Consider the following 16174-nt stretch of genomic DNA (forward strand, 5'->3'; position numbering starts at 1 on the left):
TGCGCAATCGACCCGAGGAGAACTTGTGCGTCCTTCGAAGCTCGCTGTCCTCGCTCTCGCCACCGCGTCCGTGATCGGCTTCCCCGCCGCACAGTCCTCCGCTCAGCCGCTGCCCTTCCCATTCGACACGGGAAGCCTCGGTTCGGGTAGCGACGGCCCGGGAATTCCCACGGAGGACACGCTTCCGGCGCTGACGGTCACTCCGATTCTCGACGGGCTCGACCATCCGTGGGACGCGGTGCAGGCCCCGGACGGCGCGGTCCTCACCGGTCAGCGGTCGGGCGGGTTCTTCGTCCGGCGTGCGGACGGAAGCACCGGCCCGGTCACCGCCGATCTCTCGGACCTGTACGCGCAGTCCGAGACCGGGTTGATGGGTATTGCACTCGCGAGCAATTTCACGCACACGCGCACCCTGTACACGTGCCAGGGATTCCAGGGCGGTGGCGTCACCGACATCCGGATCCAGTCGTGGACCGTCGACGCCGGCTGGACGACCCTGACCCGCGGTGCCGCAATCCTGACCGGAATCCCTGTCAACGAGGGACGTCACGGCGGTTGCCGGATACTGACGGCCGCCGACGGCACCCTGTTCGTCGGCACCGGCGACACGGCGCAGCCGACCGTGTCGCAGGATCCGAACTCGCTGGGCGGCAAGACTCTCCACATCAACACCGACGGCACCCCCGCCGCCGGAAATCCGGACCCGGCGAGCCCCGTCTACACCCTGGGGCACCGGAACGCGCAGGGTCTCGCGCAACAGCCCGGTACGGGCCGCATCTACGCCGTGGATCAGGGAACGACCCGCGACGACGAGGTGAACCTCCTGGTCGCGGGAGGGAACTACGGCTACAAGCCCGATCGGATCCCCGGCATCTACGACGAATCCGTGCCGATGACGGATCCGTCGCGCGTCCCGGGAGCCGTTGCCGCGGCGTGGAGTTCGGGCAGCACGACCCTCGCAACCGGAAGTGCCGCCTTCGTGACCGGCCCCGGCTGGGGACCGTGGGACGGCGCACTCGTCATGGGCGGCCTCAAGACGAAACAACTGATCTTCCTGCGTCTCGCCGCGGACGGGCAGTCGGTGACGGCGCAGACGTTCGGCCTGCAGAACCAGTACGGTCGCCTCCGGTCGGTCACCCCGACCGCCGACGGTTCGCTGCTCGTCACCACGGACAACGGTTCCACCGACCAGGTTCTCCGGGTCACCCCGCAGGGCTGACCTTCACACGTCAGAACCACGCGAGGGTCCGGCAGGGGCCGCCGGATCCTCCTGCGTGGGTGGGGGCGCCGACCATGACGGTTGCGCCGGACGGTGGAACCTGCGACAGATTCGCGAGAGCTTCCACCGCGTACTTCCCGGCGCCGAGCGCCGCGAGATGTGCTCCGTATGTGGTGCTACGGCCCGCGTCGACACTGAGGGTGTCCGATCCCAACGCGACGATGTCGCGTTCCCGGACGAGGAACTCGACGGCGTCCGGGTCGAATCCGGGTGTGTGCTGCACACCCGTGTTGTCCTGGTTGGTGAACGTCGCGGGCTGAGCGGCGCGGCCGTCCCATCCCGAGTTCATCGCCACCATGCAACGGTCGGGAAGCGGGCCGTGATCGGACTCCCAGTCGAGGAGGTCCTGCCGGGTGAGCAGCGTGTCGTTGTCGGCTCGGGCCCGCACCGATATGTCCACGACGGCGAGGGGAACCACCAGGTCGCGGGGCGGAATCTGCTCGACGGTGAGGCCGTCCACGCTTGCATGCGCCGGCGCGTCGACGTGCGTGCCGGTGTGCTCGTCGTAGCGGAGTTCGTTCTTGTAGAACGCACTGGGAGCGCCGATTGCGACGGAGCCGAGCAGAATCGGAGCGTTGCCGATCCGCGCCACCGTCCGCATCGCGAACTGCTGGGCGCCGGGCCACACGGGAAAGCTGGGAGTGAGCACATGGGTGAGATCGACGACCGACGCCTCCGATGTCGGGGCAGCCGATGCCGTCGCCGGTGCGACCGCTGCCGCCAGTGCTGCCGCGCCCACCGCTCCGAACAACGACCGTCGACTCATCGGGGCGCCGCGCTTCTCGATGGTTCCGTAGACGTGAGTCATGATGCGGGGCGAGCACATACGCGGCTCCTTCGCTGATCGGTCGCGGTTCGCTACATCATAAGGTTCGCCGCGCCGGTACCCCAGAGTGCGCACGTGCGACGTGGTCGATCGATACAGTCGAAGAGCCGGAACATGATTCCACGACGTGACGAAGGGTTGACCATGGCAACGAGGAACAGACGTCTCGGCACGATCGTCGGCACCTGCGCCGCAGCGGTGGCGCTGACCACCGCGTCCGCCGGCATCGCCGCCGCCGTACCGGATCCGGTGTCGGTGACCACGACGGCGTTCCAGGTCCCGTTCACCGGGGTCATCGGTGACCCGTTTCCCTTCGCGACGGTGTCGCTTGCCGCCTCCACCGGCGCGAGTCCGGGACCGGGGATCGCGCGGCTGTCGGCGACGAGCATGTGCCCGGCGTTCACCCCGGGAGCGAACTGCACGACGTACACCTCCGCCACCACGGTGCGGTGGCTCAATCTCAGCACGGGGGCGACCGGAACGGTGACCGTTCCGTCGGGCAGTTTCGGAGTGCCCGGCAGAGAACCGGTAGTCGACGTGCCCACAGGGTCGGGGCACGTGACGGCGACCGTCCTCGGCGAATCCTCGGCGACGATCGTTCCGGGGCTGGGGTACTTCTTCGTCCCCTGAGCGTCCTCGCGGCTCCCCGCCGCTGCTCCGCCCTCCGCACGAACGGGACGCTCGTTGCGTCAGATCGAACGAGCGTCCCGTTGGTTCAGTGGGGCAGTTGCTTCCGGATCTCCTCGGCAGCACGCGCGCCGGAGGAGATTGCGCCGTCGATGTAGCCGTTCCAGATGCTCGCGGTCTCCGAGCCCGCCCAGTGGATGCGGTCCGCGGGAGCGCGCCAGCCGTCGTGCCCGTGTGCGAACCACGTTCCGGGGGTGGGGCTCGCCGCATATCCGCCTCGCGCCCACTGGTCCTGCGGCCAGATCTTCTCGGTGTAGTCGACCGGTGACGCGGCGCGGTCGCCGAAGAGTTCGACGAGAGTGTCGATGATCGCGGCCCGGCGGTCGTCGTCGGAGAGCGCCGACCAGGACCGCTGGCGGTCGCCGTAGACAAAGCACACGAGCACACCGTGTCCGGCATCTTCGGGGGAGTTGTCGAACACGACTCCGACGGCGCGGTCGCCGTAGATCGTGGCCTGGCCGGACAGTCCGTCGGCACGCCAGAACGGGGTGTCGAAGACGGCGTGCACCTTGGCTACGTCGCCCATCGGGCTGCGTTCGACCCATCGGGTGCGCGAGACCGGCAGCGGGGGAGTGAACGTGACTCGCTGGGTGGCCGACGGCGGCAGTGCCATGACGACGGTGTCGGCGAGAATCGTTCCCCGGGTGGTCTCGATCCGCACGCCGTCGGTGGTGTGCTCGACGTGACGCACCGCCGTATTCACGTGGACCCGGTCGCCGAGATACTCTGCGACAGCCAGCGCCGTCGACTGTGCTCCGTCCCGGAATCGGCGCTCCTGCGCGCAGCCCTCGGTTTCCATCAGCTGGTCGAATCCGCCGGCCGATGCGACGTAGAACAGCAGATGGAACAGCGACAGATCGCGCGGCTCGATCGACCACACCCCCTCGACGGCGAGCGCGAGTCGCCGACGGGCGTCTTCGTTCGCGACGGTCCGCTCGAAGTAGGAGTGGACGGTCTCGCTGTCCCACTTCTCGATGTCCGGAGTGGCCGTGGGGTCGTCGAGGTCGATGGTCCTCGCGAGTTCGTCGATGCGGTCGGCGGCAGCCAGGTATTCGTCCATGCCGGGGCCGTCGTCGGGACCGGCGCCGGTGTAGCGCCGCTGTGCACCGTCGGGCCACAGCTCGATGTGCTCGCCCGTGTTGTACGTGGGGAAGGTCGGGCGGTCGAAGCGTTCGGCGAGGGCGAGCAGGTGTTTCTGGGTGGGGCCGACCCATTGCCCGCCGTGGTCGACGACGACACCGTCCCTTCGCCGTTCGGAGCACACCCTCCCGCCGACTCGGCCGGAACCCTCGAGGACCACGGTGTCGATGCCGTCGTCGTGCAGCGAGAGTGCGGCGGACAGGCCTGCGTACCCCGCGCCGACCACGACGGTCCGAACGTGGGCCGGTAGGGCAGTCGGGTGATCCTTCGTGTTCGTCATGACCAGCATCCTGTTCTTGATTGGCTCGCCAGTCAATACTCAATTCTGGTTTCTTGCGGGAGGATTCGAGGGTTGACACGCTGTGACCCGTGCCACAGACTATTGATAACTGGCCCGCCAATCAGAAATGGGGATCGCGTGGACGACGCATTCGAACAGGAACTCGAGAGGCGACTGCTCCTCCTGGAATCCCCCGGCGGAGGCGGGATGATCCTGCCCGACCTTCCGTGGCGGGACGTCGCGGCGGCGATCGCCGGGATCGTCGCCACGATCACCGTCATGCTCTGGTGGGCGTACTGATGCTGGACGGGCAGCGGCAGGACCGCACCACGGAACTGGGAAGTACAGGCGGGACCGGCGACGGCACGGACGCCACGATGAACGAACTGCCGTTGTTGCCGGCGGAGCGGATCTGGGGCTTCTGGGACTACTCGGCGGTCAACATCGGCTTGGCCGTGGCGACCTGGGCGTTTCTGCAGGGCGCCGCCGTCGCGTACTACGTCGGCGCGGTACAGGCGATCGCGAGCATCGTCATCGGCTACGCGATCAGCGTCTTCCTCGTCTCGCTCGCGCCCTGCCTGCCGTCGGCGAAGTACGGCATCGAGCAATTCGTCGGACTGCGCAGCGTATTCGGCAGCAACGGCGCCCGAATCGTGATGGTCGTGATGTCCACGCTCTTCGCGGCGGCGTGGTCGGCCGTTCTGGCCATCATGTTCGGGCACGGCCTGGTGAACGTCATCGACAACGTCTTCGGGGTCGAGATCTCCCAGACCGGCGCGGCAGTGAGCCTGTTGGGGCTGGTGGCGGTGGTCCTGTCCTGGCTCGTCCTCGCCCGGGGACCGGTCTCGGTCGAGTCCGTGTGCCGGGTGATCGCACCCGTCCTCGTCCTCATCATCGTCGGGATTCTCGTCATGGTGTTCACCAAGCGATCCTGGTCCGAGTTGGCCAGTCTGCCCCCGCTCGACCCGGAGAGCGACCCACACACCAGTTTCATGGTCGCGATCGAACTGAACATCGCCGGCGGGTTCGCGTGGTGGCCGAACGTCGGAAACCTGGCGCGGCTCACCCGGGGTCCGCGTGCGGCGTTCTGGCCGAACTGGCTCGGACTCTTCGCCGCGTCCGTGGCCGCGGCGGTCGTCGGTGTCTTCGCGGCGCTGGCGCTGAACCTCGAAGATCCGACGGAGTGGATGATCCCGCTCGCCGGAGTCGTGCTGGGCGTCCTGGCCCTGATCGTCATCGGTTTCGCCAACGTCACCGCCATCCTCTCCCAGGGGTACGCCTCCATGGTGGCGCTCAAGGGCGGTGGCGGGAAGCTGCTCCGCGGCACGCCCTGGCCGGTGCTGGTGGCATTCATCCTCGGACCCGCTGCGATCCTCGTCTTCTTCCCCTCGGCCGTCTACGACAACTACGGTCGATTCCTGTCCTGGGGTGCGATTCTCGTGGCGCCGCTGTGCGCCGTGCAGATAGTCGACTTCTTCCTGTTGCGCCGGGGTGTCCTGCGGATTCGCGACCTGTACCTGCCCAGTGCGCGCTCCTGCTACGGGTACTGGGGTGGTGTGAACGCCTTCGCGTTCGCCTCCGTGGCTGCGGGCGCGGCGACGTACGCTCTGCTGCTCAATCCGGTCACCTACATTCCGTCCTCGCTCTTTCCGTACACCACCGCCTCGATTCCGGCGTTCCTCGTCGCCGGCACGCTCCACGCCGTGTTGACCAAGACGTTCGTGCAGCCGCTCGGACTCGGCGGCTACGACCGCCGGCCGCGCGTCGCCGCGGGCGTCGAAAGGTGAAAGATATGACGTCACAGCTCTTTCCCCACCTGTTCTCCCCGCTTCGCATCGGGAACGTGACGCTCGCGAACCGCATCGTGTCTTCCGGGCACGACACCGTTCTCGTGCAGCAGGGGAAGGTGACCGACGAACTGGTCGCCTACCACGAAGCCCGCGCCGCCGGTGGTGTCGGCATGATCGTGGTCCAGGTCGCAGGCGTTCACGAGACCGCCCGCTACACGTCCCACGTGCTGATGGCGACGGACGACGACTGCATCCCGGGGTACCGGCGCATCGCCGACGTCTGTCACCGCCACGAGTGTGTCGTCGTCGGGCAGATCTTCCATCCCGGCCGGGAGATCCTGGAGTCGCAGGACGGGTCCACTCCCGTCGCGCTGGCACCGTCCGCCGTGCCGAGCGAACGCTTCCACATGATGCCGAGAGCGATGACGGCGGGCGAGATCGACGCGGTCGTGCGGGGGTACGGCGACGCTGCACGGAGACTGCAGCGCGCCGGACTCGACGGCGTCGAGATCGTCGCGAGCCACGGCTATCTACCGGCACAGTTCCTCAACCCCCGCACCAACCTCCGCACGGACGAGTACGGCGGGTCGTCGGAGAATCGCCAGCGATTCCTCCGCGCCGCACTCGCGGCCGTCCGTGCGGCGGTCGGCCGCGACTTCGTGGTCGGGATGAGGATTTCCGGCGACGAGATGGGCAACGACGGACTGCGGCCGGACGAATCGCAGGCGGTGTGCGCGTCGCTGGACGCGGACGGACTGTTCGATTACGTCAGTGTGTGCGCCGGGAGTTCGTCGAGTCTGTCGGGCGCGGTGCACATCGCCGCCCCGATGACCGAGTCCGCCGCCTACACCGCTCCGCTGGCCGCGGCCGTCAAATCGGTGGTCCGGGTTCCGGTGATCGTGGCGGGAAGGATCAATCAACCGCACGAGGGAGACACGGTGATCGCGCGGGGGCAGGCCGACGCGTGTGCGATGACCCGCGCCCTCATCTGCGACCCCGCGATGCCCGCGAAAGCCGAACGCAGCGAGGTCGATTCGATTCGCGCGTGCATCGGCTGCAATCAGGCGTGCATGGGGCATTTCCAGCGAGGGTGCGCGATCTCGTGCATCCAGCATCCGGAGACCGGCCGCGAAGTGCGTTTCGGAACTCTGCAGATCACACGCCGGCCGAAGAGCGTCATGGTGATCGGCGGCGGACCGGGTGGGCTGAAAGCGGCCGCGGTGGCCGCGGAGCGTGGGCACCGGGTGACCCTGTACGAGGCGGCGCCCCGGGTGGGAGGCCAGGTGCTGCTGGCCGAACTGCTGCCGGGCAGGAGCGAGTTCGGCGGCGCCGTCACCAACCTGGAGGGGGAGGCACGCCGGGCGGGTGTGCGGTTCGTGACCGGGACGACGGTCGACCCCGGACTGGTCAGGTCGGAACAACCCGACGAGCTGATCGTCGCGACCGGTGCGAGGCCGTTCCGCCCCGGGATCGAGACGCTCGACGAGCCTCATCTGGTGGAGGCGTGGGACGTGATCCGCGGGCGCACACTCCCCGCCGGCAGGGTCCTCGTCGCCGATTGGCGCGGCGACTGGATCGGGCTGGGTGTCGCGAACCACCTCGCCCGGCTCGGCCACCGCGTCACGCTCGCGGTCACCGGATACGCTGCGGGCGAACACCTCCAGCAGTACGTGCGGAACGCGATGGTGGCCGCGGCGGTGGAGGCGAAGGTCGAGATCCTTCCCAACGTCCGCTTGCGCGGCGCGGACGACGACACGGCCTATCTGCAGCACACGCTCACCGAACGGCCCGTGCTGGTCGACGGCGTCAGCGCAGTCGTTCTCGCCCAGGGACATGCGTCGGTCACCGATCTGCTGGAGGTCGACGGGTTCCCGCGGGAGCGGATCCATGCCGTCGGTGACTGCCTGTCGCCGCGCACCGTGGAAGAAGCTGTGCTGGAAGGGCTCACCGTCGCATCGGCGCTCTGACGGTTACTTGGCGGTGCGTTTGCGGGCGGTCGACGCGACCCGGTGCTTGTCGACGGTGATGGCGTCGATGAAGTCGTCGCACACCGCCCGCATCCGCGTCGGAGTCATCAGGGTGGAACCGGTGAGCACCTGGATCGCGAGGCCGTCGAGAAGGCCGAGGAGCATGTCGGTGGCGGCCCCGGGATCCTTCACCCGCAGAGCGCCCTGCTCGACACCGGCCTCGACGGTCTCCCGGACCACCCCGCGCCACTCTCCGTACACGGTGTCGTTGAGCTCCTGGAGTTCGACGTTGCCGAGCGCGGACGCCCACAGCTCCACCCACACCCGCCAGGCCGTGATCGTCTCCGGCCCGGCGGGCAGGTACGACTCCACGAGCCGGTGGAGCCGCACGAGCGGGACGTCGCTCTTCTCCATGATCCATCGCCGTCGTTCCAGCGAGTGCTCGAAGTTGAACTGGAACGCCGCATGCAGCAGCGCATCCTTGGAATCGAAGTAGTAGTGGATCGTCCCGTTGCTCACCCCGGCCCGTGTCGCGACGTCGGCGATCCGGACGGCGCGGAAGCCGAGCTCGGCGATGGCTTCACACGTCGCTTGAAGGATCTGTTCTCGACGTTCCGCTTCAACGCTGGGGCGTGGCATCGCGCTCTCAACTCCTAGGATGTGACGTCTCGTCTACAGAGACCGTAGTCGAGAGTTCGGCCGAACCAGCGTAGCCGTCACCCCTGCTGCGTTGCCCTGCTGTTCTCACGGATGTGCAGGAGGGTCGGGCGATCCGCGTCGAACGCCGCCGCGATCGCGTCCGTCAGCGCCGCGGGGGACTCGACGGCTCGTCCGTGACATCCCATCGCCCGCGCCACGGCGGGGAAGTCGATGCCGCCGAGGGCTACCGAGTGGACGGTGTCGCCGCGGTCCGCCATCTCGTTGCGGATCTCGCCGTAACCGCCGTTGTCGACGACGACGATGGGCAGCGGCAATCGAAGCTGCGCCGCGGTCGCGAGCTCGGGAAGGGTGAACATCACCCCGCCGTCGCCGAGGATCGCCAGGACCCGCGCGTCCGGGTCGGCGACGGACGCGCCGATCGCCGCGGGCAGACCGTATCCCAGCGTCCCCTGTCCCGTCGGGTACAGGAATCCGCCGGGGCGGTGCACGGTGAGGTTCGACAGCGCACCGTAATAGCAGGCCATCGTGCTGTCCCCGGCGATCACCGTGGATTCGTCGACGACCGGTGCGATGGCGGTCATCATGTCCAGCCACGGAGCGCCCTCGGCGGCGGCATCGGCACGCAGTCCCCGTCGGAGCGACGCGGCCCGCTCGCAGGCGCCGGGATCCTTCCGCATCTTCGTGACGTCGAGCAGTTGCGACACCGTGGTCCCGGCATCGCCCAGCAGGCGGATGGCGGGATCGGCGTTCGTGGTCATCGACGTCGGGTCGACGTCGATGCGAATCAGCTTGTGGTCCAGTTCGACCGGGCCGTACCAGAAATCGGAGGGTGCGAACTCCGTCCCGATCGCGAGAACGCAGTCGGCGGCCTCGAGCACGGCGCGGACCGACGGATGGTGAACGCCGGCGCCCACCGACAGTGGGTGGTCCTCGTCGAGGACTCCCTTCCCGTTGGTCGTCGTGACCACGGGAGCGGACAGACGTTCGGCGAGGGCGCGGACCTGCGGCGCCGCCGAGCGGGCCCCGCCGCCCACGACCAGCACGGGAGACTGTGCGGCGGCGAGACGCTGTGCCGCGTCGGTCACCGCGTGCTGGGGAGCGGCGAGCGGAGCGGACTGGACCGGTGCCACGATCCGGACGTCGGCTTCCGCGTCGAGGATGTCGACGGGGATCTCGATGTGCACCGGTCGCGGTCTGCCGGAGCTCATGGCGGCGAAGGCGTAGGTGATTGCGCGGGGGATCTCGGCGACACTGGTGACCCGGTGGCTGTAGGACACGATCGCCTCGAGCGCGGCCTGCTGATTCTTCACCTCGTGGAGGTAGCCGTTTCCCCTCCCCGGGTGGGTGAGTGGCAGGGCCGGTGAGATGAAGAGAACCGGGACCGAATCCGACCACGCCTGCGCCGCTGCGGCAGCGGCATTGAGGATGGCGGGGCCGGTGGTGGTCAGGCACACGCCGGGTTTGCCCGTCACGCGGGCATATCCGTCGGCGGCGTAGCCGGCTCCCTGCTCGTGCCGGGTCAGGACGGAGCGGATCGGCGAGTCGGCCAAGGCGGCGTAGACGGCGAGGTTGTGGGTGCCCGGAATTCCGAAGACCGTGTCGACTCCGTGTGCGGCGAGAGCCGCGACGAGTGCCTGGCCGCCGTTCTGGCTTGTCATCGATGCCCTCCCATGGGCTGTGCAGTGTTCGTGTGCGGATGGTGCGCGGGTACCCGGGCGGGTGCGGGGCGAAGGCGTCTCCGCGTCCCGCACCCGCGCGGCTCAGTCCAGGTTCCGGGAAATGACGAGCTTCATGATGTCGGACGTGCCTTCCTCGATCTCCTCCAGTTTCACGTCGCGCATCCACTGCTCGACGGGGTACTCGCGGGAATAGCCCCAACCGCCGAGCGTCTGTACCGCGGCGTGCGTGACGAACATGGCGGTTTCGGACGCGGTCAGTTTCGCCATGGCGGCGATGCCCCGGGCGTTGCCGCCGCTGTCGATGATGCGGGCGGCGTGATGGACGAGCAGCCGGGCGGATTCGATCCGCGTCGCCATGTCTGCCAACCGGAACGCGACGGCCTGATGCTCGATGATCGGCACCCCGAACTGCTTCCGTGTCTTGGCGTAGTCGAGGGCGTACTCGTAGGCGGCCCGGGCGGCGCCGACGGCGGCCGCCCCGAGCACGACCCGGGAGATGTCGAATGTGCCCATCAGACCGTAGAAACCCTGTCCTTCCTCGCCGAGACGATTCTCCTCGGGGACGAACACGTTGTCGAAGAAGATCTCCCGGCACACGATGGCGCGCTGTCCCATCTTCTTCATCGGCTCACCGAAGGTCATTCCCTCGGCGCCCTTTTCGAGGAGGAATGCGGAGACGCCACCGGACCGCTGCGTGCGGTCGGTCTTGGCGAACACGACGTAGAACTGGGCGGCGCCGGCGTTGGAGATCCACGACTTCTGCCCGCCCAGCCGGTAGCCGCCGTCGACGCGCTCGGCCGTGGTGACGATCGACGCCGCATCCGAGCCGGATCCCGGTTCGGTGGTGGCCAGCGAGGTCATCGGGGCGTTCGGACCGGTGAGGGGGCCGAGCCACTGCTTCTTCTGCTCCTCGGTGCCGAGCACCATGATCGGATCGGAGAAGAAGCCGTTGGAGCACACGAGGTTTCCGATGCCGGGGTCACCCCAGCACAGTTCCTCCTGCACCAGGCACTGGGTGAAGACGTCGCCCATGCCGCCTCCGCCGAACTCCTCGGGGATCATGAAGTCGGTGATGCCGACCGCGGCGGCCTTGGCGAAGATGTCGACGGGCGTCACGACATCCGCCTCGTCGACCTCCCGGCCGCGGGGCCGGATCTCCTTCTGCGCGAAGTCCCGGCACAGCTCGATGATCTGCTTCTGCTCGTCGGTCAGGGGCCAGGCGGGGATGTTGGTGGTGGTCATATCGCGGTTCCTTCGCTTCGAATACGGTTGTGTCTGTGTGGGACTGGGGTGTGGGGTGCGTCGGGTCAGCGCTGCACCGCCGTCAGCTCGGTGAACTCCTCGACGCCGAACCGGCCGAGCTCCCGGCCCAGGCCGGAGGACTTCCAGCCGCCGAACGGGGCCTCGGGGTTGAACGGGGCGCCGTTGATGTCGACCTGACCGGTGTCCATCCGGGCCGCGACGCTCAGGGCCCGTTCCGGGTCGGCCGACCACACGGCGCCGCCGAGCCCGTAGTCGCTGTCGTTGGCGAGCCGGATCGCGTCCTCGTCGCCGTCGTGCGGGAGGACGACCAGCACCGGCCCGAAGATCTCGTTGCGCACGATCGGGTCGTGCGGTCCGACGTCGGCGAGCACGGTCGGCCGCAGGTAGTGGCCCGTTTCGAGGCCTGCGGGCACACCGGAACCTCCCGCTGCCAGACGGGCCCCGCCGGCGACCGCCGCGTCGACCGCCTCCGCGATCGATCGTCGCTGCGCAGCCGAGATCACCGGGCCGAGTTGCGTCGCGCGATCCCGGGGATCACCCACCCGCAACGTGCCGGCGTGAACGGCGGCGAGTTCGACCGCCTCCTCGTACCGTGTGCGCGGCACGAGCAGACGAGTCCACGCGCTGCACGTCTGACCCGAGTTGAGCATGGCGGCGTCGACGGTCGCGGTGACCGCCGCCGGCAGTGGGGCATCGCCGAGCACCACGGAGGCCGACTTGCCGCCGAGTTCGAGGCACGCGCGTTTCAGGGATTCGGCGGCGGCGTGCGCGACGCCCCTGCCGACGGCGGTGGAGCCGGTGAAGGACACCACATCGACCCCGGGATGCGCGGCCAGCGCGGCCCCCACCGTTCGACCGCTGCCCGGAACCAGGTTCAGAACCCCGGGCGGAACGCCGGCATCGAGTGCAGCGTCGGCGAACAGGTAGGTGGACAGCGGGGTGAGTTCGGCCGGCTTGACGACGGTTGTGCATCCCGCCGCGAGAGCCGCTCCCACCTTGGCCGCGAGCTGGTAGAAGGGGTAGTTCCACGGCGTGATGCACGCGACGACACCCGCGGGGCGGCGCAACAGCAGCGTCCGGCCCAGCCGTTCCCGGAAGGGAAGGTCCCTGGCGAGCCGCGCATACGATGTGAGGATCTCGATACCGAGGTCGATGTGCGCTTCCTTGGCCACGGTCACCGGGGCTCCCACTTCCGCGACGGTGGTGTCGACGAGGAGTTGCCTCCGCGCGCGCAGGTGGGTGCACAGGTCGTCGAGGATGTCGGCGCGATCCCCGGGAGCGCGTGCACCCCACGCTGTTCCGGCGGAACGTGCCGCCGAGACGGCGGCATCGACGTGGTCGGCACCGGCCGACGCCGACCGGCCGATCACGGACTCGGTGGCCGGGTCGTTCACCTGCGTGCAGTCGGTGACGGGAATCCAGTCCCCGCCGACGAGGATCGAGTTGCGGTCCCACGTGGTGTGAATTGTGGTGGTCATCGGGCCGCCGCTCGCGAATCCGTGTACACGGACTTGCCGAGCCATTGGCCGCCGTCGATGACGAGGACCTCGCCGGTGACGTAGCCGGAGCGGTCGCTGAGCAGGAAGGCCGCGGATTCGGCGACTTCCTCCGGCGTCGTGAAGCGAGCAGCCGGGACACTCGACAGCACTCGGGCGCGATCCTGCTCGGTGGGCCACAGGGCCGCCCCGGCTCCCTCGGTTTCGGTCGGTCCCGGTGCGATGCAGTTGATCCGGACGCCCCGTCCGCCCCATTCCACGGCCAGCGTGCGCGTCATCGCGACGACACCCGCCTTGGCTGCCGCACTGTGGACGGTGCCGGGATGACCGTGCCACGCGTAGCTGGCGATGGTGTTGAGGATGGTGCCGCGACCGGTCGCCAGCATGTGGCGGCCCGCCGCGCGGGTGCAGTAGAACGTGCCGTTCAGGACGATGTCCACGACGGCCTTCCACCCGCCCGGCGAGAGGTCCTCGCTGGGAACCACGAAGTTGCCTGCGGCGTTGTTGACGAGCGCGTCGAGGCGGCCGTAGCGATCGACCACTCCGTCGATTGCGGCGTCCACGGCGTCGGAATCCCGCACGTCGCACACCACGGCCCGGGCTTTCCCGCCGATCTGCTCGGCCGCCCGGACGGTGTCCTCGAGCGCGTTCTGCCTGCGGCCGAAGACGACGACGGTGCCGCCCGCGGCCGCCCACCGCATCGCGACGGCGCGTCCGATTCCGGAGCCGCCACCCGTGACGACGGCGACGCGGTCTTCGAATTCGTCGGCGGTGTTCGGGACGAGGCCGGGGGAGTGGGTCTCGGTCATCGCATGGTTCTCCTGTGCTGTCTCGGGATGCGGGTTCACGGGGCTGGGGCCGGTTCGGCGGCCACGACGAGCGCGTCGACGGTGAGCGCTCCGTCCGGGGCGACGCGGACCGGATTCAATTCGATCTCGGCGATGTCGGACCGTTCCGCGATCAACCGGGACACCCGCGTGATCACGTCGACCACGCCGTCGACGGACACCGCGGGGCGTCCCCGCCACCCGCGGAGAAGCGGCATGCAGCGGAGGCGTTCGAGCATCGCGAGGGCATCGCCAGGTCCGACGGGGGCCGATTCGAGACAGATGTCCTGGAGCACTTCGGTTTCGGTGCCGCCGGCACCCACCACGATCACAGGACCGAGGTCGGGATCACGGCGCGCGCCGACCAGGATCTCCACGGTGCCCGCCCGGGTGTCCTGTTCCTCGAGCACGTAGTCGCCGTCGCCGAGCCGTGAGTGCATGTTCTCGAAGGTGCGCGCCAGTTGTTCGGGTCCGTCGATGCCGACCGCGACGCCGCCCGCCTCGCTCTTGTGCTCGAGCCAACTCGCCTTGAGGACGAACGGGGCCCGCAGACGGCCGGCCACTTCGATCGCCTCCTCGCGGGTGTGCACGATGCCGCCGTCGGGGAAAGCGACACCGAGTTCGGTGAGGAGTTCACGCGCGGCCCAGTATCCGGGCCGGAGTCCGCCCCGTGGAACGGGCCAGGAGAGGACGTGATTCGACGGTTGCGGCGGTTGCAGGCGGGACAGCCCGGACAGGGCGCGGACCGCGGAGTCGACCGTGTCGAACACGGGGACGCCGTGCCGCCACAACGCCTGTGCGGTGCTCGATTCCGGAGCCATGGTGTGGACGACGACGGGTTTGCCGGTCTCCGCGGACGCCCGGCCGATCCGTTCGGCCACGGCCGCTTCGTGTTCGGCGAGAGTGGGCGCGTCCCGCGCGTAGCAGCCGAAATACCCGGTGAGCACCACGGCGTCCGACTCGTCGGCACGGAGGAGATGTTCGACGACGCTCGCGTAACTTCCCAGATCCTGCTCGCCCGCCCCGGCGAGGTCCACCGGGTTGTTGCTGGCCGCACCGTTCGGTAGTTGCAGGGCAACGGATTCGGCGAGCGCGGGGGAGAAGTCGGGAACGGTCAAGGCGCTCGCGCTCGTCACGTCCGCGGCGATCGCGCACTGCCCGCCGCTGTCGCCGACGATGGCGACGCGGTTGCCGGCGGGAACGGTGGTGGAGAGGAATGCCCGGGCGACGGTGATCAACTCGTCGGGGGTGCTCACGCGGAGCACTCCCGCTGCGCGGCACGCGGCGTCGACGACATCCAGGGCAGAGGTGAGCGAGCCCGTGTGGGAGCGCGCCAGACGCGTGCTCGCGGCGCTGGCGCCGACCGTCAGCAGCAGGGTCGGTCGTCCGGTGTCGCGCAGGGCGCGCAACGTCCGGAACAGGGATTCACCGTCGCTGAAGCTTTCGAGGTACAGGGCGATCACGCGCGTCGGGTCGTGGCCGCCGAGATCGGCGAGCAGTTCGGCGGCGGTGACGTCGGACTGGTTACCGATGGAGACGAACCGGGAGACGCCCACGCCGTGCCGGGCGCCGAGCGCGGCGAGTTCGGAGCCGAGCTGCCCGCTCTGCGAGATGATCGCGAGCGGCCCCGGTGTGAACCGTCCCCACGCCAGCGAGAGGTCGGTGGCGCTGTCGTAGATGCCGAGACTGTTGGTGCCGACGAGTCGTGCTCCGGCCCTTCGGATCCGGGCCGCGAGTTCGGTTTCGCCGGGAACGCCTGCGGTGATGCCGAGGAACCCGCGGACGCCGAGTGCGAGGGCCTCGTCCACCACGTCCGAGACGAACGGCGCAGGCACACAGAGAGCGACCAGGTCGGGGACCTCGGGGAGGGCCGACAGGCTCGGGTGGCACTGGCGTTCGAGCAGGGTGTCGGTTCTCCTGTTGACCAGATGGACTCGGCGGCGGTGCTCGCCGGTCAGGGCGCCACTCGCCAGCCAGTAACCCCACTTCGCGGGATCGGCGGAGGCGCCGACGACGGCCACCGAGGCGGGGTCGGAGAACAGGCTCAGTTGTGTGACGGACTCGGCCACCACAGTGGTCATAGGGGACTCTCCTCGATCTCGTGGTGCTGTCGATCGGAAAATAGATAACTGGCGCATCAGTCAATTTAGATTGTGGCGGCACTCACAGGGGCTGTCAACCCACTCGTCGCTGTCGCGGCGGGTGCCGCTCGGGAGGCGATGCGCTCCCTGTTGCCTCATGTCAAGATGCCCGCGAAGTCTGATTCGTTGACTCATCCAG

13 protein-coding genes are annotated in these 16174 nt (G+C 68.9%); 5 read left to right on the forward strand and 8 right to left on the reverse strand.

The genetic code is table 11. From position 1 onward, the window contains the following. Positions 1-25 precede the first annotated feature (25 nt). Entirely contained in the window at positions 26-1219 is a 1194-nt protein-coding gene (locus QM693_RS35725; protein WP_283354660.1) for a PQQ-dependent sugar dehydrogenase, read from the forward strand. 10 nt (positions 1220-1229) lie between these two features. On the opposite strand, the gene QM693_RS35730 is transcribed toward QM693_RS35725, so the two are convergent. Beyond that, positions 1230-2105, reverse strand: coding sequence for a cyclase family protein (locus tag QM693_RS35730; protein WP_283331473.1), 876 nt, complete (start codon positions 2103-2105; stop codon positions 1230-1232). A gap of 144 nt (positions 2106-2249) precedes the next feature. Between QM693_RS35730 and QM693_RS35735 the strand changes: the two genes are divergently transcribed. Further along, complete coding sequence (locus QM693_RS35735) at positions 2250-2735, forward strand: hypothetical protein (RefSeq protein ID WP_283354661.1); 486 nt, start codon at positions 2250-2252, stop codon at positions 2733-2735. Between the two features lie 85 nt (positions 2736-2820). On the opposite strand, the gene QM693_RS35740 is transcribed toward QM693_RS35735, so the two are convergent. Next, entirely contained in the window at positions 2821-4221 is a 1401-nt protein-coding gene (locus tag QM693_RS35740; protein ID WP_349307533.1) for a flavin monoamine oxidase family protein, read from the reverse strand. A 129-nt stretch (positions 4222-4350) separates the two neighbouring features. Here QM693_RS35740 and QM693_RS35745 point away from each other — a divergent pair, with 129 nt between their 5' ends. The 3 genes from QM693_RS35745 to QM693_RS35755 are packed head-to-tail and all read left to right on the forward strand — an operon-like array spanning position 4351 to position 7969. Then, positions 4351-4512: a hypothetical protein gene (locus tag QM693_RS35745; RefSeq protein ID WP_283331470.1), complete on the forward strand. Its 162-nt coding sequence runs from the start codon at positions 4351-4353 to the stop codon at positions 4510-4512. Next, complete coding sequence (locus tag QM693_RS35750; RefSeq protein ID WP_283354663.1) at positions 4512-5999, forward strand: cytosine permease; 1488 nt, start codon at positions 4512-4514, stop codon at positions 5997-5999. The genes QM693_RS35745 and QM693_RS35750 overlap by 1 nt, the downstream gene beginning before the upstream one ends. Before the next feature lie 5 nt (positions 6000-6004). Next, positions 6005-7969 carry an oxidoreductase gene (locus tag QM693_RS35755; protein WP_283354664.1) on the forward strand — a complete coding sequence of 655 codons (1965 nt, stop codon included), beginning with the start codon at positions 6005-6007 and terminating at the stop codon, positions 7967-7969. Between the two features lie 3 nt (positions 7970-7972). Here QM693_RS35755 and QM693_RS35760 read toward each other — a convergent pair whose 3' ends face one another. The 6 genes from QM693_RS35760 to QM693_RS35785 form a co-directional block, all read right to left on the reverse strand. After that, the gene (locus tag QM693_RS35760) at positions 7973-8608 is read right to left on the reverse strand and encodes a TetR/AcrR family transcriptional regulator (RefSeq protein ID WP_105413268.1); all 636 of its coding nucleotides are present in this window, start codon (positions 8606-8608) and stop codon (positions 7973-7975) included. 77 nt (positions 8609-8685) lie between these two features. Then, on the reverse strand, positions 8686-10287 hold the full coding sequence (locus QM693_RS35765; protein WP_283354665.1) for a thiamine pyrophosphate-binding protein: 1602 nt from the start codon (positions 10285-10287) through the stop codon (positions 8686-8688). A gap of 102 nt (positions 10288-10389) precedes the next feature. After that, positions 10390-11550, reverse strand: a complete 1161-nt coding sequence (locus QM693_RS35770; RefSeq protein WP_283354666.1) for an acyl-CoA dehydrogenase family protein — start codon at positions 11548-11550, stop codon at positions 10390-10392. A 65-nt stretch (positions 11551-11615) separates the two neighbouring features. Beyond that, entirely contained in the window at positions 11616-13049 is a 1434-nt protein-coding gene (locus tag QM693_RS35775; RefSeq protein ID WP_283354667.1) for an aldehyde dehydrogenase family protein, read from the reverse strand. After that, the gene (locus QM693_RS35780) at positions 13046-13876 is read right to left on the reverse strand and encodes an SDR family oxidoreductase (RefSeq protein ID WP_283331465.1); all 831 of its coding nucleotides are present in this window, start codon (positions 13874-13876) and stop codon (positions 13046-13048) included. The genes QM693_RS35775 and QM693_RS35780 overlap by 4 nt, the downstream gene beginning before the upstream one ends. 35 nt (positions 13877-13911) lie before the next feature. Beyond that, positions 13912-15975, reverse strand: coding sequence for an acetate--CoA ligase family protein (locus QM693_RS35785; RefSeq protein WP_283331464.1), 2064 nt, complete (start codon positions 15973-15975; stop codon positions 13912-13914). Positions 15976-16174 lie beyond the last annotated feature (199 nt).

The sequence above is a fragment of the Rhodococcus sp. IEGM 1305 genome, from assembly GCF_030058635.1.
Classification (GTDB): Bacteria; Actinomycetota; Actinomycetes; order Mycobacteriales; family Mycobacteriaceae; genus Rhodococcus_F; species Rhodococcus_F opacus_D.

Excerpts from the sequence above, each read along its gene's own strand:
- QM693_RS35785 (WP_283331464.1), bottom strand. The coding sequence starts at position 15,975 with ATGACCACTGTGGTGGCCGAGTCCGTCACACAACTGAGCCTGTTCTCC.
- QM693_RS35780 (WP_283331465.1), bottom strand. The coding sequence starts at position 13,876 with ATGACCGAGACCCACTCCCCCGGCCTCGTCCCGAACACCGCCGACGAA.
- QM693_RS35740 (WP_349307533.1), bottom strand. The coding sequence starts at position 4,221 with ATGCTGGTCATGACGAACACGAAGGATCACCCGACTGCCCTACCGGCC.
- QM693_RS35750 (WP_283354663.1), top strand. The coding sequence starts at position 4,512 with ATGCTGGACGGGCAGCGGCAGGACCGCACCACGGAACTGGGAAGTACA.
- QM693_RS35735 (WP_283354661.1), top strand. The coding sequence starts at position 2,250 with ATGGCAACGAGGAACAGACGTCTCGGCACGATCGTCGGCACCTGCGCC.
- QM693_RS35775 (WP_283354667.1), bottom strand. The coding sequence starts at position 13,049 with ATGACCACCACAATTCACACCACGTGGGACCGCAACTCGATCCTCGTC.
- QM693_RS35730 (WP_283331473.1), bottom strand. The coding sequence starts at position 2,105 with ATGTGCTCGCCCCGCATCATGACTCACGTCTACGGAACCATCGAGAAG.
- QM693_RS35760 (WP_105413268.1), bottom strand. The coding sequence starts at position 8,608 with ATGCCACGCCCCAGCGTTGAAGCGGAACGTCGAGAACAGATCCTTCAA.
- QM693_RS35770 (WP_283354666.1), bottom strand. The coding sequence starts at position 11,550 with ATGACCACCACCAACATCCCCGCCTGGCCCCTGACCGACGAGCAGAAG.
- QM693_RS35765 (WP_283354665.1), bottom strand. The coding sequence starts at position 10,287 with ATGACAAGCCAGAACGGCGGCCAGGCACTCGTCGCGGCTCTCGCCGCA.
- QM693_RS35755 (WP_283354664.1), top strand. The coding sequence starts at position 6,005 with ATGACGTCACAGCTCTTTCCCCACCTGTTCTCCCCGCTTCGCATCGGG.